The organism is Sorangium sp. So ce321 (genome assembly GCF_051530195.1).
Classification (GTDB): domain Bacteria; phylum Myxococcota_A; class Polyangia; order Polyangiales; family Polyangiaceae; genus Sorangium.
This window is the reverse complement of sequence record NZ_CP150329.1, coordinates 5,806,380-5,823,586: the sequence shown is the minus strand read 5'-3', so window position 1 is coordinate 5,823,586 and position 17,207 is coordinate 5,806,380. Positions and strand designations below refer to the sequence as shown.

The following is a 17,207-nucleotide window of genomic DNA, read 5'->3' as shown; positions in this document are numbered from 1 at the left end:
CGGCGAGCGATGACGGCGATCGAGCGCCCGGGCCGCGCCGCGCTGGAAATCCGCTCGGAATTCGGAGATGCTGGCCTTTCCCCTCCGCCGGATTCCCCGACTTCCCTGCCCGTTTCCATGCCCGACGCCAACCCGACGGTCACGACCCTCCGCAGCGACGCGATCGAGCTCCCGGACCTGCGCGTCATCGTCACGCCGCAGAAGAGCCCGCCGATCGAGGCCATCCTCGGCGTCGACCCGATCATCCTCGGCACGAGCGGCGAGTGCGACGTCATCATCCCCGACGCGCGCGTGTCGCGGCGTCACTGCCAGCTCAAGCTCACGCCCCGCGGCGTCGTCGTCACCGACCTCGGCAGCAAGAACGGCACGTTCATCAACGACGTCCTCATCCACGAGGCCTTCCTCACGCCGAGCGCCGTCGCCTCCCTGGGCGGCGTCTCGCTCACGGTCCGCGTCGGCGGCGCGCCGGTCGTCGTCCCGCTCTCGACGTCGGCCAGCTTCGGCGAGGCGCTCGGCAGCAGCGTCCCCATGCGCGCGCTCTTCGCCCGCCTCGAGCGCGCTGCCGCCACGTCGGAGACCATCCTCCTGCTCGGCGAGTCCGGCACCGGGAAGGAGGTCCTCGCCCGCGCCATCCACGCGACGAGCCCGCGCAGCGGCGGCCCCTTCGTCGTGTTCGACTGCAGCGCCGTCGCCCCGAACCTCATCGAGGCGGAGCTCTTCGGCTACACGAAGGGCGCCTTCACGGGCGCCCAGGCCGCGCGCGCCGGCCTCCTCGAGGAGGCGAGCGGCGGCACGCTCTTCCTCGACGAGATCGGCGAGCTCCCCATCGACCTCCAGCCGAAGCTCCTGCGCGCCCTCGAGGCCCGCCAGGTCCGCCGCGTCGGCGCCGCCGCGTACACGTCCTTCGACGCCCGCGTCATCGCCGCCACGCACCGCGACCTCCAGGGCCGCATCGCCTCGGGCTCGTTCCGCGAGGATCTCTACTACCGGCTCGCCGTCGTCGAGGCCGTCGTGCCCCCGCTGCGCGAGCGCAAGGAGGACATCCCGCTGCTCGTCGAGCGCTTCCTCGCGGCGCAGGTGCCCCCGCGCTCGCTCGCCGATCTGCCGCCGAACGCGCTGGAGCTGCTCCGCGGGCACCACTGGCCGGGCAACGTGCGCGAGCTGCGCAACACCGTCGCGCGGCTCGTGCTCTTCCCGCACCTCGCCGAGGAGGCGATCGTGAAGGTGGCGCCGCGGCCCGCCGACATGGGCGTCGGCCAGTTCGCCGCGCTGCCGCTGCGCGAGGCGCGCGACATGGTCGTCGAGCAGTTCGAGCGGACCTTCATCGCGATGAAGCTCCGGGACCACGGCGGCAACGTCGCGCGGGCCGCCGCGTCGATGGGCGTGTCGCGGCAGCTCGTCCACCGGCTGATGGAGCGCTACGGCATCCGCAGCAAGGGCTGACCGGGCGCGCGGCGCCGGAGCACGGGCGCGCGGCGCAGCCTCGCAGGGCGCGACGAGGAGAGCGTGGTGCGCAGGGCGCGGCCCCCGCAGCGCGACGCGCAGGGCCAGGTCAGAACGAGCCGCGCAGCGAGAGCGCGGCGCCGCCCGGGGACAGGGCGACGCCCGGGGACAGGGCGACGCCCGCGGCCGGCGCGGCGGGCGCGGCGGGATCGAGCTGGAAATAGAGCAGCGCGCCCGTGCCGGCCGCGACGAGGCCCAGGCCGGCGGAGATCGCGCCGATCTTCCACGCGAGGTCGATCGCCTCGACCTCGTCCGCGGGACAGTCGGGCGCGCACCGGCTGCGGAGCTCGCCCCGGTCGATGTGGCCCTTGATGCCGAGGAACGCGCCCACGCCGAGCGCCACCACGCCGGCGCCGGCGAGCACGAGCGGCCAGCGCTGCCGCACCGGCGCCGCGGAGCCCGCCGGCGCGCGCGGGGCGGCCGCCGGAAAGCGCACCGTGATCGGCAGCGCCTTGTCGCCCGGCGCCAGCGTGACGACGGCGACGACGCGCGTCCCGGCCGCGTCCTCGAAGGTCAGCGTGTGGCGCCCGGGATCGACCTCGACCGGCCCCATCGGGAGGGCGTCGACGAGCAGCGCGCCGTCGAGGAGCACCCGCACCCGGCCCGGCGCGCCGCCGTCCGCCGACGTGGCCGACAGCGCGACGCTGGGCATGTCGCGCTCGACCATCTCGCTCCAGCTCTGGCAGTCGTGGGCGAGCGCCGCCGGGCACGAGCTCACGCAGAGGCGGAGCTCCGCGCGCGCGCGCTGGAGCGCCCGGTCGCGGACGAGCTGCTGCGCCTGCTCGTACGACGCCGCGCACATCTCCCCGACGCCCTGCGCCCGGGCGCGCGAGCCGGTGAGGAGCGTGAAGGCCGCGCTGCAGGCGACGAGGAGGCCCCGGTTCATCGCGCGTAGGCTACACGCTTCCGCCCGCTACAGACACTCACGCTTGATCCGCCGGATGCCGTTGCCGTCGAGGTAGTACGGCGGGACGCAGCGCGATCGCGGCCGGGTGGTGCGCTCGGGGGCCGCGGCGCGCACGCCCGCGGCGCGCTCCGCCGCGGCTGGTCGCGCGACCGACCCCGGCTCCGCGGCGGCGCTCGCGGAGGCCGCTGGCGACGGCGCGGGGGCGCTCGTGGGGGGCGCCGCGAGCGCGGCCTCGGAGGCCCCTGCCGCCCCCGGCGCGGCCTCGGAGGCCCCTGGCGCTCCCGACGCGGCGGCGCTCGCGGCGGGCGCCGCAGGCGCGTCGGCGCCGGCAGGATCGGCCGACGCCGCGTCGGGCTCCGGGGGCACGCTACAGCTCTTGCCGATGACCAGCGCGAGCACGAGCGCGCTGACCCCGAACGCGAGGGTGGTGGCCCGGACGAGCTGCGCGCTCGCCCGCCGCGACGGCGCCGTCGCGGAGATCGGCGTCGCGAGCGCGGAGGCGGGCCGCGCCATGTCCTCGACCGTCCTCGTCATCGTCGCGACAGTCACCGAGGGCCGCGGCCCGCGCGCGAGGCTGCCGGGGGGCCGCGAGGGGCGCGTGTCGAGCTCCCGCAGCGACGGCGGCGCCTCCACGACGGCGGGGCTCGACGGCGGCGGCGTCGGGGCCGCGCTCCGCTGGGACGTCTCGATCTCGGCGAGGCTCTTCGCCCGCGCCTCGAGCAGCGACCCCGCCGTCGCCTCGACCCACGCCCCGACCGCGCGCGGGCTCGCCGGCGGCAGCGCCTCCTCCAGCGCCGCCGCCATCTCCAGCGCGGTCGCGTAGCGCCGATCCGGGTCCTTCTCGAGGCCCCGCAGCACCACCGCGTCGAGCGCGGGGGGCACGTCGCCGAACGCGCTCGGCGGCTGGATCACGCCCTCGAGGATGCGCCCGAAGATCTCCGCGTCGCACTCGCCCGTGAAGAGCCGGCGCCCGGTGAGCACCTCCCACAGGACCACGGCGGCGGCGTAGATGTCGGCGCGGCGGTCGACGGGCGCCCCGCGCAGCTGCTCTGGCGCCATGTAGCTGAGCTTGCCCTTGAGCTGCCCGACGCGGCTCACCTGGCTCCGCACCGTCGCGCGCGCGATGCCGAAGTCGAGCACGCGCGCGATCCCGTCGTCGCCGACGAGGATGTTCTGCGGCGACACGTCGCGGTGCACGATCTGGAGCGGGGCGCCGTCCTCGGCGGTCGCCTCGTGCGCCGCGTGCAGCCCCGCGAGCGCGCCCGCGAGGATGGACGCGACGACCGGCTGCGGCACCCGGATCCCGCGCCTGCCCGTCTCGCGCAGCAGGCTCGAGAGCGACTCGCCCGCGATGTACTCCATGACCACGAAGAGCTCGCCGTCGGCCTGGACGCTGTCGAGCGTGGTGACGACGTTCGGGTGGCGGATGCGCACCGCGAGCCGCGCCTCGTCGAGCAGCATCGAGGAGAACTCGGGGTCCCTGGCGAACTGCGGGTGCAGGCGCTTGATCGCGACCGTGCGGGCGAACCCATGGGCGCCGACGAGCCGCGCGAAGTGGACGGACGCCATCCCCCCGGAGGCGATCACGCCGTGGAGCGTGTATCGATCGAGGGTCCTCCGCTCGCGCTCCTGAGCAGTTGCCATCGTTGCCCTGTTCTACAACATCTCCGCAGCGTTGCTGGACTGTAACATGCGCTCGCTCGCTCGCGGAGCATCGCGCCCGACGGCGGGTGTCGGGCGCTCCCTGGCCCGAGGTCGCCTGATGGCGGTTGGTCGTGCCGCGCCGCGGCTGCAGCTGCCGGAGCTGGCGCGCCCCGCTCCGCCGAGGAGCGGCGGGCCTGGTTGCGATTTGCGCTCCACGTCGAGGTGGAGGACAACCAGCGAATCTGTACTCGGGTCATCGCCCCTGCGGGCGACTCGGGAGCTCGACGCGGTCGCGTCGCGATCGCCTCGACGACTGGGGTCGAGCTCGCCGTCCACCGCGGTGGCTGGCCAGGCGGCGCACGCCGGCGCGGCGAGGAGGCGCACGCCAGCGCACGTCGCGCGCCGTCAGGCAGCGCTGCGGGCGCGCCTCGCTGCCCCGCGGCGCTTCCGGCGCGCCTCGCTGCCCCGCGGCGCTTCCGGCGCGCGCGATGGATCAGCGCTCGACCCTCCGGCCGGTGCGGTGCAACCGGAGATGTCCACCATGTCAACCCATGGTTGACACACGCCCCCAGCGGAATGGCAGGCCGCGCTCGCCGCGCCCTGCGCAGGCGCGGCGACATCCGCTCACAGCGGGACCTCGATCACGCTCTCGCAGGTGAAGTCGACGCTCAGCGTCGCCGCCACGTCGGTCTGGACGGTCGCGCACGAGCTGGTGCAGAGCACGATCTGCGTCGGGTTCGCGGGCTCGTCGTAGCGCCAGGCGTCCTCGGTCGCGCAGGTCTGGTCGTAGCGGAGCTCCGTCGTCGCGTTCGCGCCGCTCGTGTAGAGCACGCGGACCTTCTCCTTGTCGAAGCTGCTCCCGTCCGGAGGGAGCGGGATCGCCATCGTGCACGAGACCGAGGCGCTGCGGATCCGGTCGACCGCCGCCTTGAACGCGGCCGTCGTCTGCGAGGGATCGCCTGTATCGATGAGCACGGCGGTCTCCGTGCCGCCCGCGGCGGCGATCTTGTGCAGGTCGTCGAGGGTATCCGGCGCGCCCTGGATCGGCGGGTTCTCGACCCCGATGACGTACGTCAGGGTGTTGCTCGCGAGCGCCGCCTGGGCGTCGGCGACGACGGCGTCGATCGTGTCGGACGCCTCGTCACAGCCCTGCGGGTAGCCGTCCGTCACGAGAACGATCGCGTATTTCCCGGGGTTCTGCGGGCGCTGCGCCTCGATGAACGAGCTCGTGCCCCGCATCACCCACGCGGTCGGCGTGCCGCCGCGCCAGTCGCTCGAGGTCACCGGCTCGATCGCGTCGATCGCCGCGCCGAACGCCGGCGAGGGCAGCGGCGTGAGCGGCACGTCCGGCGTCACGTAGATCTCGGCCGTGCACTTGTCGCCCTCGGAGGGGAAGAAGCTGAGCGACGCCGTGAGCCCCTCGGACCCGGGATCCGCGAAGAACTGCTTGGTCGCGGCGACGACGGGATCCCACTTGAGCGACTTGTCGTGCCAGTCCTTGTCGCCCTTGCCCATGCTGCCCGACACGTCGAACGCGAACGCCAGGTACACGGGCTGAAGGGAGGCCGCCGCCGTCTGGGTGGCGCACGCTCCGCCCGTCGGGGAGCCGCTGCCCGCCGTGCCGCTCGATCCCGGCCCGCCGGGCACGCCGCCGATGTCCTGCGAGCCCCCCTGGCCGGAGGAGCCGCCGGACGGGCTGCCGGAGCTCGCCCCTTCACCCTCGCCGCCGTCGCTCGGGCTGCTGCCGCACCCGACGAGCCCGACGACAGCCACGCTCAGCACCGACATGGCAACTGTAAGCAATCTCATGCTTCCACTCCTTGCACCACCGCGTGCCGGCGCCGCGCCGCAGGCGTCGAGTCACCGGGACCGCGCGTGGTCCCAGGATTCCCAAGCACACGCGGTGCCAGCGCGCGTGCGACGTGCGACGTGCGACGTGCGACGTGCGACGTGCGACGTGCGACGTGCGACGTCGACGACGCGCTCGCGCGACACGGCAGGTGGGAGGCGCGATGGTCACCGCGGGCCAGCGCACCGCGTGACGACGTCTTTGAGCGATGCGTCGGCGGCGTCGAGCGCGACGGTGTACGGCGGGGTGAACGCGCTCCCCTGCCCTGCTTCCTTCCTGGTGGTGTCCGACATGCCGATGTAGGCATTCCCGCTCGCCACGATCTGCGCGGTCGGCTCGCCTTCGTAGAAGATGTGCGGATCCTTCACCCCGTCGAAGTAGTTGTTTTCGACCCGGAGCCTGGCCTGGAGGCCCCCTCCGACGGCGTAGTTGTTGCCGGCCGCCGAGTAGTAGTTGTTGAAGACGTGGACCTCGCCGAAGCGGACGCGCGGCATCCGCTCCGTCACCCCGTCGGCCCACCAGTTGTGGTGAAACGAGACGCGGAGCCGGCCCGTGTCCTCGTCGCTGTTGTTGTTGCTGTGGCCGACGAGGTTCGAGAAGCGGTGCGCGGGATCCGGCGCGTTGCTCGTGTAGTGGAACTTGCACCACGAGACGGTCACCAGGTCCGAGCCGTGGACCACGTCGAGGTTGCCGTCCAGCGCGTCCCAGATCTCCACGTGATCGACCCATATGTGGTGGGCGAAGTGGATCTGGATCCCGTCGTCGATGGTCGAGCTCGCGTCGATCTTGAGGTTCTGGATGATGACGTTCTGGATCGGCGCGTCGATCGACTTCCCCCGGACCTGGAGGCGGCCCCGGAGCGTCGCGCCGGGGTCCGCGCCGACGAGCGTCTTGTTCGACGCCACGTCGATGTCCACGCCGCTGATGTCGATGTCGCCGGAGATCTGGATGATCAGCGGGTCGGGGCTCTCGGCGTACTCGACGAGCTGCTCCGTGGTGGTCGCGGTGACGGTCATCCCGCCGAGGCCGCCCGTCGTCGTCGCCACGCCGTGGCCGCTCTCGCCCGCCCAGCCGCTCGGCGCGCCGGTCGGGCAGCCGCCGGTCCCGCCGCCGGAGCCCGAGCTGCTGCTCGCGCCCGAGCCGCCCGCGCCCTGCCCGCCGCTCCCTCCCACGCCCGCGCCGCTCGCCCCGCCGCCGCTGCCGGTCGCGCCGGCGCCGCTCGTCGAAGGCCCGCTTCCCCCGGCGCCGCTGCCGGTCGCGCCGGTCGCGCCGCTCGCGCCGGTCGTGCCGGTCGCGCCGCTCGTGCCGCTCGTGCCGCTCGTGCCGGTCGTGCCGCTCGCGCTGGTGCTCTCGTTGTCGTCGGCTGCCGCGCCGCAGCCGCCCGCGCAGGCGAGCACGACGAGGGCTGCCATCGATGAATTGAGCCGATTCGACTTCCCATGGTGCATGACGGTCTCCTGACTCCGGTGCTGGACGTGGCGCGCCCCCCGCACGAGGGCGCCTGCGGTGAGCCTCACTCGACCTCGAAGGCGCCGAGGTCGGGCGCGGCGCCGGAATAGGGGAACGCGGGGCCCTCGGTCGATCCGGCGTCCACGAACTGGCTCGTCGGGGCGAGCCTCAGGAAATCGGTGGCGGGGAGGCTGCCGTCGGGGTTGCGCGGGGCCTTGGCCAGCGCGCGATCGAAGCTGAGGAAGTCGGCGTCCGTGGCGCCCTCGAACGCGTTCGAGGTCAGCGTGCCGACCGGCTCGTCGCCGGACTTCCTCTTGTGCGAGATGTTGTTGATGAACGTGTGGTATCCGCCCTCCCCGAAGGCGAAGTTCATCGACCCGTTCAGCCACCCCGTGCAGTTCTTCACGGTGATGTTGCCGACGTTGTTGTTCTCGTCGAAGCCGCGGACCTTGTTGCCGAACGCGACCGAGCGCGTGATCACGTGGTCGGACGCGAGGCCGTTGCCCCCGCCCATCTTGAAGCCGTTGCCGTTGCCCATGTACGGCACCGGCGGGGGCGTGCTCATGTACCCCCCTTCCTGGTACCCGTTGTCGAAGGCCCAGCACTGGTCGAGGAGGACGGGCTTCAGCGCCTTGCCGTTGCGGTTGAACATGTCCCAGCCGTCATCGGAGTTGTTCCAGGCGCGACAGCCGTGGAACTCGTTCCCGTCGCCCACGTTGAGCTTGGGGGCGAAGCCGTCGGCGTCGCCGCCGTCGGGCGGATCGAAGTTGTTGTACGAGTCGCAGTTGATGACCTTGTTGTACGAGGGCCACTCCTCGACCGGGGTGTCCAGCTCGCCCAGCCGGCCGCCGAGCTGCAGGCCAGAGTCCCGGTTGTTGTGGAAGACGCAGTGCTCGATGACGTTGTGGTGTCCGGAGATGAAGATGCCGTTGTCGCCGGCGTTGGCGATCTCGAGGCCCTTCATGTGCCAGTAGCTGCCGTGCAGCTCGACGCCGCGCGGGCTGGCCGGGTCCCCCTTCTTGTAATACTGGTCCTTGAACTCGAGCACGGGCTTCTCGCCGGGGTACGCCTGGATGCGCTTCATCTGCTCCGGCGTCCCGTCGTTCCCGAAGGCGATCTCCACCGTCGGGACGTAGAGGTACTCGCCCCCTCGCAGGTAGATGGTCTGACCGGGCCGCACCAGGGTGACCGCCTTGTAGAGCGTCGTCGGCGCGTCGAGGGTCCCGGGGTTGTCCTCCGAGCCATCGGGGGCGACGTAGAGGTCGTCCCCGGACGGCACCGGATCCATGCCCCCGGCGCCCCCCGTCCCGGAGGCGCCGGACGAGGCGGCCGTCGAGCCGCCCGGCCCTGCGGTGGTGGTCGTCGAGGCGCCCGGCCCTGTTGTGGCCGGCGAGCCGCCCTGTCCTGCGGTGGTGGCCGCCTGGCCGCCCCCTACCCCGGATCCGGAGCTCGAGCCGGCGCCCGCGCCCCCGGTCCCGCCGGCAGGGCCATCGGGCTGGCCGTCGGGACCGTCAGCGCCGCCGCAAGCGGCGGCCGATGCGAGCAGGAAGCCGGCGCCGAGCGCGGCAAAGGTGAAAGAACGCATTCCGATGTCTCCGTGGCTAGGGTCAGCGCCGCATCTCCCAGGCTCATTCCTGTTCCATGAAAAGAGAATGAATCGAACCACAGAGGCACAGAGGCACAGAGGACACAGAGGAGAGGGAGAGAAAGAGAGAGAACATTAATCTTTTCTCTCTCCCCTCTGTGCCTCTGTGCCTCTGTGCCTCTGTGGTTCATCATCTCAAGAAATCAGGAACAAACCAGGGCAACACAGAACCGGCGAATCTCAGGCGAAGGTGACCGTCGTGAGGTGCTCACTGCACGGGCGCGACATGGGCGATGAGGACGCCCATGTTCTTGATGAAGCTCTCCACGGTGATGCCCGTCGGCGCCTCCTGGGGCGGGTACGTCGCCGGCGCCTTGCTCGGCTCGAAGGGCGAGGTGTCGTTGAAGTCGCCGACGTGCGTCGTGGCGTAGGTGTCCTCGAGATAGGGCTCGGCGGTGCCCGGCTCCGTGTAGGGGTTGGTGATGTACGTGAGCTTGACCGGCCAGTAGCCCTCTTCGTTGAGCTCGCTGACGACCTTCTGCGCGTCGGCCTCGGTCACCGCCGTGGTCGCCATCGTGCTGCCGACGTAGAGATCGTCGAGCGTCACCTCGCGCAGCGAGAAGTACTTGGGCAGCTCCGCCTGCCCGGTGATCGTGAGGGGCGAGCCCGCCGCCAGCTCCTCGGCCGATTTCGCCTTCAGCTCGTCGTAGCGCGCGCGCATGGCGGCGACGTCGAGCTTGCGCGCCTGCCCGTAGTGGCCGATGGGCTTCGCGGGCTCCTCGTCGAAGTAATACTCGCCGTTGACGACGTTCGAGCCGCGCCGGTGGACGTAGAGCGGAGTGTCGGTCCCGATCTCGATGTACGTGGGGTGCGTGCGATCCGGGAAGAGCTCGATGAGCTCCGGGGTGAACTTGACCTTGTCCAGCCAGTCCAGGGCCTCGGGCACGCGAGCGATGTATTTCTCGTCCCCGGTCAGCTTGTAGAAATTGAGCAGCTGCTGGATGTTGTTGGCCGTCGTGTGCGTGGTCAGCGCCGTGGGCTCGTACGTTCGCGCGCCCACCGGCTCGCCGCCCTGCGTGAACTGCAGGCCCCACGCGGGCTGCGGCGCGGGCTGCTGCAGGGCCACGAAGTTGTTCATGGCGCGCGTGATGTTATCGAGCAGGTCGGTCTCGCCCAGCGCCATGCGGCACATGATCAGGAACTTGATGTTCTCCCCGGCCACGTCGTCGTTGAAGGTGATGAGGCTCGTGTAGTCGGGCACGCCCTCCTCCTTGCTCATCAGCGGGAAGCGCTGCGGCCAGCCGCCGCCCTCGTACTGGGCCGTGGTGACGAAGCTGATCGCCTTGTAGAGCGGCTCGCGGAACCGCTCGTCCTTCTTCTCGAGGTACATGCGCAGGAGGAGCTGCGAGGCCACGGCGGTGCCGGCGTCGTCGAACGTCGCGTTGCCGTAGTAGTGGTGGAACTCCTCGAGCCGCCAGCCGTTCTGGCCGATGGTGTCGTACCAGTCCTTGAGCGACTCCTCGCCGTTGAAATCGTAGATGTAGTTCCAGCCGCCGGCCTCGTGCTGGGCCTTGATCAGGGCCAGGGCGACCTGCTCGGCGGCCTTGTAGAAGAGCTCATCGCCGGTCGCGTGGTAGGCGTCCAGGTAGGCGTGACCCATCGACGGCGTGCCGGGCGGCTGCACCCACAGCATCGTGCGCTTCGCCTCCATCTCGCCCCAGCTCCGCGAGAGATCGGGGAGGTAGCTCCACACGTAACCGCCCATGTACGCGACCTTCTCGCTCATGAAGGTGGCCGCGCGCTTCATCGCCTCGTGGTACGGCACCATCTCGGGCGGCACGTCCGGACCGGGACCAGGACCAGGACCAGGACCCGGGCCGGGCCCCGGCTCGCTGTCCCCGCCGCAGGCGGCCAGGACGACGGGCAAGAGAATCGACATCGCGAACGTTCTGCGTTTCATAGGTTCCTCGGTCGCACGGGTCCGCTGCGTCGGTCGCAGGGACCGTCGATAAGAAGTCACTGTGGATGGTGAGATGGAGAGGCTGGCCAGTCCCCTGCGATCAGGGCTTGTAGTCCTCGCGCGCCGGCGTGAACACGTCGAGCACGACGGACGGCTCGAACGCCCAGGCCTGGTGCTCGACGCCCCCGCGGACAACGAAGCTGTCCCCGGCGCGCGCCTCGAACTGCTCGTCTCCGCACGAGAACTTGAGGTGTCCGGAGATGACGTAGACCAGCTGGTCGTGCGGGTGGCTGTGGCGCGCGCCGGCCCAGCCGAGCTCCATGTGGTGCTCGACGAGCATCATGTTCGGGTTATGGGCGAGGATGCGCCGCTGGAGCCCCGGCTCCGGCGAGAAGAACACGGCCTCCTGGGGAGACACGCGCACGAGGCTCGGGACATCCTTCTTCTGTTCGTGGATCATGCTTCTCCTGGCTCCTCCGGACGACTACGCCTGTGCGCTCTTCTTGAGCCCGGCCCGCGCGGCCCTGATCACGGACAGGAACTCACGCGCGCGCTCCGTGAGGACCTCGTCCTGGCCTGCCGCGAGCGCGGCGGTGTCGACGAGCTCGCCGCCGACCCCGAGCGCCACGGCGCCGGCCTCGATGAAGTCCCGCGCCGTCGTGAGGTTGACCCCGCCGGTGGGCAGCATCTTCACGTGCGGGAGCGGCCCCCGCAGCGCGCGCAGGTACTTCGCGCCGCCCATCGCGGAGCACGGGAACACCTTCACCGCGTCGGCGCCGGCGTCCCACGCGGTGATCACCTCGGTCGGGGTGAGCGCCCCCGGGAAGACCGCCTTCCCGAGCTCCTGCGCGACGCGGATGACCTCGAGGTTCAGCCCCGGGCTGACGATGAACTGGGCGCCGGCCTCGATGCACCCGCGGGCGGCGTCCGCGGTGAGCACCGTGCCCGCGCCGACGAGGACGTGGCTCCCCATCTTCGAGGCGATCTCGTGCATGACGCCGAGCGCGTCCGGCACCGTCATCGTGATCTCGAGGACCTCGATCCCGCCGGCGCGCAGCGCGCGACCGGCCCGCACGGCGAGCGCGCCGCTCGACGCGCGCACCACGGGGACGATGCCGATCTCCTCGATCCAGCGGACGACTTGCTCCCTGTTCATCGCTCGATCCTCGCGCTCGCCCCGCTCATCGCCCGCCGCACCTCGCCGAGCGACGCCATCGAGGTGTCGCCCGGCGTCGACATCGCCAGCGCCCCGTGCGCGACGCCGCACTCGAGCGCCCACTGCGGGCCTTGCTCCGAGAGGAGCCCGTAGATGATCCCCGAAGCGAACGAGTCGCCCCCGCCGACGCGGTCGAGGATCTCGACGTCCCGCTGGGCGACCTCGTAGAACTCGCCCTTGCAGTACAGGATGCCGCCCCAGCCGTTCACGCTGGCGCTCCGCGCCGTCCTGAGGCTCGTGGCCACGACCGAGATGTTGGGGTACGCCGAGACGACGTCCGAGATCATCCGGCGGAACCCGCTCGTGTCGAGCTTGCTGTAGCTGCTGTCCACGCCCGACACCTCGAAGCCGAGCGCCGCGACGAAGTCCTCCTCGTTCCCGAACAGGCAGTCGACGTACGGCATGAGGGCGCGATTGACCTCGCGCGCCCGCTGCTGCCCGCCGAAGTTCTTCCACAGCGAGGGCCGGTAGTTGAGGTCGTAGGAGATCCGCACGTCGTGCTCGCGCGCGACCTCCATCGCCTCGCGCGCCACGCCGGCGGTGGTCTCCGACAGGGCGCAGAAGATGCCGCCGGTGTGGAACCAGCGCGCGCCCCGCTCGCCGAAGATGGCCTTCCACGGGATGTCGCCGGGCTTCAGCCGCGACGCCGCGCTGTGGCCGCGGTCCGAGCACCCGACGGCGCCCCGGGGCCCGAAGCCGCGCTCGGTGAAGTTGAGGCCATTGCGCGCCTCCCGGCCCACGCCGTCGTAATCGACCCAGCGCAGGTACGACGTGTCGACGCCGCCCTGGAGCATGAGGTCCTCGAGCAGCCGCCCGACGGGGTTGTCCGCGAGCGCCGTGACGACGGCGGTCCGGAGCCCGAAGCAGCGGCGGAGCCCGCGCGCCACGTTGTACTCACCGCCGCCCTCGCTGGCGTCGAACGTCCGCGTCGTGTGGATGCGGCGCTCTCCTGGGTCGAGGCGCAGCATCACCTCGCCGAGGCTCACCTGGTCCCACTGGCAGCCTTTTGCGCTACGTATCTGCATGTTCAACTCCTCAACGACTCATCCAACCGCCGTCGACGACCAGCACGTGGCCGTGGATGTACTTGCTCGCGTCCGAGCTCAGGAACAGCGCCGCGCCCGCGATGTCGCTGGCCTCGCCCCAGCGCCCCGCCGGGATGCGCTCGAGGATCTGGCGGCTGCGCGTCTCGTCCGCCCTGAGCGCGGCCGTGTTGTCCGTCGCGATGTAGCCGGGGGCGATCGCGTTCACGTTGACGCCCTTCGCCGCCCACTCGTTCGCGAGGGCCTTGGTCAGCTGCGCGATCCCGCCCTTGGACGCCGCGTACGCCGGCACGAGGATCCCGCCCTGGAAGGCGAGCAGCGACGCGATATTGATGATCCTGCCCGACCCTTGCTCGAGCATCTCCTTGCCGGCGAGCCGCGACAGGCGGAACGCGGACGTCAGGTTGACCTCGATCAGGAGGTCCCAGTCCTCGTCCGAGTACTCGACGGCCGGCGCCCTCCGGATGAGCCCCGCGTTGTTCACCAGGATGTCGATGCGACCGAGCTCGGCCTTCGTCCTCCGGACGAGCTCCGGGTGCGCCGCGCGATCCGAGAGATCCGCGGTGATCCCGATGGCGCGCCGACCGAGCTTCTGGACGTCCGCGATCGTGGCCTCTCCCGGCCCGTCCTTGCCGTGGCAGGCGATGTCCGCCCCGGCGGCCGCGAGCGCTGTCGCGATGGCGGCGCCGATGCCCCGCTCCGAGCCCGTGACGAGCGCGACCTTCCCGTCCAAGCGAAACGGATTGCTTGTCATTGTACTGCACTCCCTCGATTCAGCTTCGCGGCCTCGAGCCGCGGCACGAGCAGGTGGATGATGGTGAGCGCGAGGATGTAGGCAGACGCCGCCATGATGAACAGGATCGAGTAGCTCCCGGTGTACTGCAGGACGCGGCCGGCGATCTGCGCGATCAGCATGCCTCCGATGGCGCCGGCCATGCCGCCGAAGCCGACGGCCGAGCCCACCGCCTGCGACGGGAACATGTCCGTCGTGAGCGTGAACAGGTTCGCCGAGAAGCCCTGATGCGCGGCGGTAGCGAGGCCCAGGAGGAGCACGGCGACCCACAGCGAGTCAGTGCGCGTCGCGAGGAAGACGGGCGCCACGCCGAGCGCGCACACGAGCATGGCGGTCTTGCGCGCCGCGTTCGCCGTCCAGCCGCGGCGCATCAGCATCGAGGAGAACCAGCCACCGGCGATGCTGCCCACGTCGGAGAGCAGGTAAATCGTGACGAGCGGAGGACCGATCTGGAGCAGGTTCAGGCCGTGCTTGCGGTTCAGGAAGTCGGGGACCCAGAACAGGTAGAGCCACCAGAACGGATCGGTCATGAACTTGCCAATCGCGAACGCCCAGGTCTGGCGGTGCGGGATGAGGGTCAGCCAGCCGATCTTGCCGGGCGACGGCGACGGCTCGCTCGTGATGTAAGCCCGCTCCGCCGGCGTGACGCGCGGGTTCTCCGCGAGGGGGCGATAGAGGATCATCCAGGCGACGATCCACAGCGCGCCGATCGCGCCGGTCAGCGCGAAGGCCGCGCGCCAGCCCCAGGTCACCGCGATCCAGGGCACCACGAGGGGGCACACGATCGCGCCGATGTTGGTGCCGGAGTTGAACAGGCCGGTCGCGAGCGCGCGCTCCTTCTTCGGGAACCACTCCGCGATCGTCTTGAGGGCGCCCGGGAACATCCCGGCCTCGCCGATGCCGAGGGCGAACCGCGCCGCGGAGAGCCCGCCGGCGCTGCCCACGAACGCGTGCGCCGCCGCCGCCACGCTCCAGAACCCGACGGCGAACGAGAACCCGCGCCGCGTCCCGATGCGATCCATGAGGCGGCCCATCGTCAGCATCCCGATGGCGTAGGCGGCCTGGAACGACGTGACGATGTTGCCGTAGTCGATGTCGTTGTACCCGAGGTCCTTCTGCAGCGTCGTCTTGAGGACGCCGAGGACCTGCCGGTCGACATAGTTGATCGTCGCGGCCGTGAACAAGAGGGCGCAGATCACCCAGCGATACCGCCCGACGCCGGCGGCGAGCTGCGCCCCCGGCGGCGCGGCGTCGCCCGCGGCGCGCGGCACCTCCGAGGGCACGTCCGCGATGCCCGTCGTGGACTCCGATTTCATCACCATGAAGCTATCCTCCTCATTTCGACCCCCGTGGAGCTGGCCCGCTCCCGCAATGGCTATCCGAGGCTCGGCGCCGGCCCGGAGCCGCGCTGGCCGAGCCCGCTATGTAGGTTGATCACCCCGAACGCTCGTTCTTCCCGCTCTTCCCGCTCACGGCGCGCGGCCAGGCGCGAGACGAGTCGAGTCGAGCGCCCGGTCGCCGCGACCTTCGAGTGATGGCTGGCCGGCGTCAAGGCGCGCTTTCGCCCCCGGTGCGGCGCTGTTGCGCCGATCACGACATGTTGAGGATTGACTGGCTTCATCGCTTCGAGACCTTCTTTCTTCTGCTCGGAATCAATGAGTTTTCTGGAGTCTCCTGCGCGCAGGCCGGCGCGCCTGCGCAGCTCGCCCGTCATGACCGCGCGCCTGTGCTCGCTCATGCCCTGCTCCGTTCGCGCTCGCGCGCGCTGCTCGTGGCCTTGCGGAGGGCAGCCCCCATGCCGAGCGACGTGATGTCGGCGAGCTGTGCCCCCACGAGCTCCTGGAGGCCGGGGACCCTGGCGAGCTCGTCGCCCCAGAGGCCCGCGCTCGCCACCACCTCGCGGGCCACCCGCCTCGGGTCGCTGTCGAGGAGGCCGGACAGGGCGGTGAACCGGGCGATCGCGGAGGGCTCGTCCCTGAGGTCCGGACAGGAGACGTAGCGGTACGTGAGCGCGGCGAGCGAGAAGGAGAGCAGCACGGGCGCCTCCCCGCGGAGCGCCGCGCAATCGAGGAGCGGCGGCATGAGCCGGGCCCGCCATTTCGCGATGGAGCCCAGGGAGATGCTGGCGAGCCGGTGGTCGAGGAACGGGTTGGCGAAGCGCTCGAGCGTGCTCGCGAGGTAGGCCTCGGACTGGGCCCGCGGGAGGGGCATGCAAGGGAGCGTCTCGAGCGCGTGGAGCGCGTGGAGCCCCTGCCGGAGCGTCGCGTGGTTCATGCACCCGAGGACGTTCTCGAGCCCCATGGAGAGGCCGCACATCGTCATGAACGTGTGGCTCCCGTTGAGGAGCCTGATCTTGAGGAGACGATGAGGCGAGATGTCGTCTGCCCAGACCGCGTTGAGCCCGGCGCGGCGGAAGGGCAGGATCCGCTCGAGCTCCGCCGCGCCCTTGATGGCGAGCAGGTGGTACGGCTCGGCGACGACGAGGAGCTCGTCGTCCACGCCCGTCTCGGCTGTCGCGATGGCCCTCTCCTCCTCGCTGAAGCCCGACACGATGCGATCGACGAGGGTGTCGACGAAGCGGTTCGCGCCCTGGATCCACCGGAGGAAGCTCCTGTCGCCGTACCAGCGCTCGGCGTGCTCCAGCACGATCGACCTGAGCGTCGCGCCGTTCGACTCGATGAGCTCGCACGGCATGACGATGATCCCGCTGTTCCGGTCGCCGCCGAACGCCTCGTACCTGCGCCGGAGGAGCTGCGTGAGCTTCCCGGGGAAGGAGGCGGCGGGGCGGTCCGTGGCCCTGTCGTCGGCGGAGCGGACGATGCCCGACTCCGTCGTGTTCGAGACGACGCAGGCGAGATCGGGGTTCTCGGCCTCCCTGAGGAAGGCCGAGAAGTCCTCGTGGGGGTTGACCAGCCTCGCGATCGACTCCACCCGGCTGCGCGCGACCTCGGGACAGCCCGCGGAGAGGCCCTTGAAGACCACGTTGTAGCGGTTCTGCTGCCGCGCGTAGGCAGGATGGAAGTCGCCCGGGCGGGGCTTCACGACCGCGATGGCGCCGTCGAAGTCGGCGCGCTCGTTCATCCGGTCGACCATCCAGCCGATGAACGCGCGGAGGAAGACGCCGTCACCGAACTGGACGATCCGGACGGGACGCTGTCTCGTCGTGTCGTTCGTGACGGCCTTCCTCGTCCTGCGCGTCCTGCGCGTCGGGCGGAGCGTGATGGTCGCGGTCATGACATCTCCTGCGGTACTACCTTG

General features: G+C 71.2%; 14 protein-coding genes. 1 reads left to right on the top strand and 13 read right to left on the bottom strand.

What is annotated here, in order from left to right:
• Nucleotides 1-117: 117 nt before the first annotated feature.
• Nucleotides 118-1,443: a sigma 54-interacting transcriptional regulator gene (locus tag WME89_RS21365; protein WP_438010971.1), complete on the top strand. Its 1,326-nt coding sequence runs from the start codon at nucleotides 118-120 to the stop codon at nucleotides 1,441-1,443.
• 109 nt (nucleotides 1,444-1,552) lie between these two features.
• On the opposite strand, the gene WME89_RS21360 is transcribed toward WME89_RS21365, so the two are convergent.
• The 13 genes from WME89_RS21360 to WME89_RS21300 all read right to left on the bottom strand — a co-directional run bounded on the left by WME89_RS21360 (nucleotide 1,553) and on the right by WME89_RS21300 (nucleotide 17,183).
• Nucleotides 1,553-2,389, bottom strand: a complete 837-nt coding sequence (locus tag WME89_RS21360) for a hypothetical protein (RefSeq protein ID WP_438010970.1) — start codon at nucleotides 2,387-2,389, stop codon at nucleotides 1,553-1,555.
• A gap of 27 nt (nucleotides 2,390-2,416) precedes the next feature.
• Nucleotides 2,417-4,054, bottom strand: coding sequence for a serine/threonine-protein kinase (locus tag WME89_RS21355; protein ID WP_438010969.1), 1,638 nt, complete (start codon nucleotides 4,052-4,054; stop codon nucleotides 2,417-2,419).
• A 624-nt stretch (nucleotides 4,055-4,678) separates the two neighbouring features.
• Nucleotides 4,679-5,863: a vWA domain-containing protein gene (locus WME89_RS21350; RefSeq protein ID WP_438010968.1), complete on the bottom strand. Its 1,185-nt coding sequence runs from the start codon at nucleotides 5,861-5,863 to the stop codon at nucleotides 4,679-4,681.
• A gap of 207 nt (nucleotides 5,864-6,070) precedes the next feature.
• Nucleotides 6,071-7,351 carry a pectate lyase family protein gene (locus WME89_RS21345; RefSeq protein WP_438010967.1) on the bottom strand — a complete coding sequence of 427 codons (1,281 nt, stop codon included), beginning with the start codon at nucleotides 7,349-7,351 and terminating at the stop codon, nucleotides 6,071-6,073.
• A gap of 65 nt (nucleotides 7,352-7,416) precedes the next feature.
• Nucleotides 7,417-8,937, bottom strand: coding sequence for a right-handed parallel beta-helix repeat-containing protein (locus tag WME89_RS21340; RefSeq protein ID WP_438010966.1), 1,521 nt, complete (start codon nucleotides 8,935-8,937; stop codon nucleotides 7,417-7,419).
• 268 nt (nucleotides 8,938-9,205) lie between these two features.
• The gene (locus WME89_RS21335) at nucleotides 9,206-10,897 is read right to left on the bottom strand and encodes a pectate lyase (protein WP_438010965.1); all 1,692 of its coding nucleotides are present in this window, start codon (nucleotides 10,895-10,897) and stop codon (nucleotides 9,206-9,208) included.
• A gap of 100 nt (nucleotides 10,898-10,997) precedes the next feature.
• Nucleotides 10,998-11,357, bottom strand: coding sequence for a cupin domain-containing protein (locus WME89_RS21330; RefSeq protein ID WP_438010964.1), 360 nt, complete (start codon nucleotides 11,355-11,357; stop codon nucleotides 10,998-11,000).
• Nucleotides 11,358-11,381: 24 nt separating this feature from the next.
• Nucleotides 11,382-12,053 carry a bifunctional 4-hydroxy-2-oxoglutarate aldolase/2-dehydro-3-deoxy-phosphogluconate aldolase gene (locus tag WME89_RS21325; RefSeq protein ID WP_438010963.1) on the bottom strand — a complete coding sequence of 224 codons (672 nt, stop codon included), beginning with the start codon at nucleotides 12,051-12,053 and terminating at the stop codon, nucleotides 11,382-11,384.
• The gene (locus WME89_RS21320; protein ID WP_438010962.1) at nucleotides 12,050-13,138 is read right to left on the bottom strand and encodes a PfkB family carbohydrate kinase; all 1,089 of its coding nucleotides are present in this window, start codon (nucleotides 13,136-13,138) and stop codon (nucleotides 12,050-12,052) included. The genes WME89_RS21325 and WME89_RS21320 overlap by 4 nt, the downstream gene beginning before the upstream one ends.
• A gap of 10 nt (nucleotides 13,139-13,148) precedes the next feature.
• Nucleotides 13,149-13,910, bottom strand: coding sequence for a 2-dehydro-3-deoxy-D-gluconate 5-dehydrogenase KduD (gene kduD, locus WME89_RS21315; protein WP_438010961.1), 762 nt, complete (start codon nucleotides 13,908-13,910; stop codon nucleotides 13,149-13,151).
• Complete coding sequence (locus WME89_RS21310) at nucleotides 13,907-15,271, bottom strand: MFS transporter (RefSeq protein ID WP_438010960.1); 1,365 nt, start codon at nucleotides 15,269-15,271, stop codon at nucleotides 13,907-13,909. The genes kduD and WME89_RS21310 overlap by 4 nt, the downstream gene beginning before the upstream one ends.
• A gap of 53 nt (nucleotides 15,272-15,324) precedes the next feature.
• The gene (locus WME89_RS21305; protein ID WP_438010959.1) at nucleotides 15,325-15,687 is read right to left on the bottom strand and encodes a hypothetical protein; all 363 of its coding nucleotides are present in this window, start codon (nucleotides 15,685-15,687) and stop codon (nucleotides 15,325-15,327) included.
• Entirely contained in the window at nucleotides 15,684-17,183 is a 1,500-nt protein-coding gene (locus tag WME89_RS21300; protein WP_438010958.1) for a tagaturonate reductase, read from the bottom strand. Before WME89_RS21300 ends, WME89_RS21305 begins: the two co-directional genes overlap by 4 nt.
• Nucleotides 17,184-17,207 lie beyond the last annotated feature (24 nt).

Coding starts and splice junctions, on each gene's coding strand:
- WME89_RS21350 (WP_438010968.1), bottom strand. CDS start 5,863: ATGAGATTGCTTACAGTTGCCATGTCGGTGCTGAGCGTGGCTGTCGTC.
- WME89_RS21360 (WP_438010970.1), bottom strand. CDS start 2,389: ATGAACCGGGGCCTCCTCGTCGCCTGCAGCGCGGCCTTCACGCTCCTC.
- WME89_RS21335 (WP_438010965.1), bottom strand. CDS start 10,897: ATGAAACGCAGAACGTTCGCGATGTCGATTCTCTTGCCCGTCGTCCTG.
- WME89_RS21310 (WP_438010960.1), bottom strand. CDS start 15,271: ATGGTGATGAAATCGGAGTCCACGACGGGCATCGCGGACGTGCCCTCG.
- WME89_RS21340 (WP_438010966.1), bottom strand. CDS start 8,937: ATGCGTTCTTTCACCTTTGCCGCGCTCGGCGCCGGCTTCCTGCTCGCA.
- WME89_RS21305 (WP_438010959.1), bottom strand. CDS start 15,687: ATGAGCGAGCACAGGCGCGCGGTCATGACGGGCGAGCTGCGCAGGCGC.
- WME89_RS21325 (WP_438010963.1), bottom strand. CDS start 12,053: ATGAACAGGGAGCAAGTCGTCCGCTGGATCGAGGAGATCGGCATCGTC.
- kduD (WP_438010961.1), bottom strand. CDS start 13,910: ATGACAAGCAATCCGTTTCGCTTGGACGGGAAGGTCGCGCTCGTCACG.
- WME89_RS21300 (WP_438010958.1), bottom strand. CDS start 17,183: ATGACCGCGACCATCACGCTCCGCCCGACGCGCAGGACGCGCAGGACG.
- WME89_RS21365 (WP_438010971.1), top strand. CDS start 118: ATGCCCGACGCCAACCCGACGGTCACGACCCTCCGCAGCGACGCGATC.
- WME89_RS21330 (WP_438010964.1), bottom strand. CDS start 11,357: ATGATCCACGAACAGAAGAAGGATGTCCCGAGCCTCGTGCGCGTGTCT.
- WME89_RS21355 (WP_438010969.1), bottom strand. CDS start 4,054: ATGGCAACTGCTCAGGAGCGCGAGCGGAGGACCCTCGATCGATACACG.
- WME89_RS21320 (WP_438010962.1), bottom strand. CDS start 13,138: ATGCAGATACGTAGCGCAAAAGGCTGCCAGTGGGACCAGGTGAGCCTC.
- WME89_RS21345 (WP_438010967.1), bottom strand. CDS start 7,351: ATGCACCATGGGAAGTCGAATCGGCTCAATTCATCGATGGCAGCCCTC.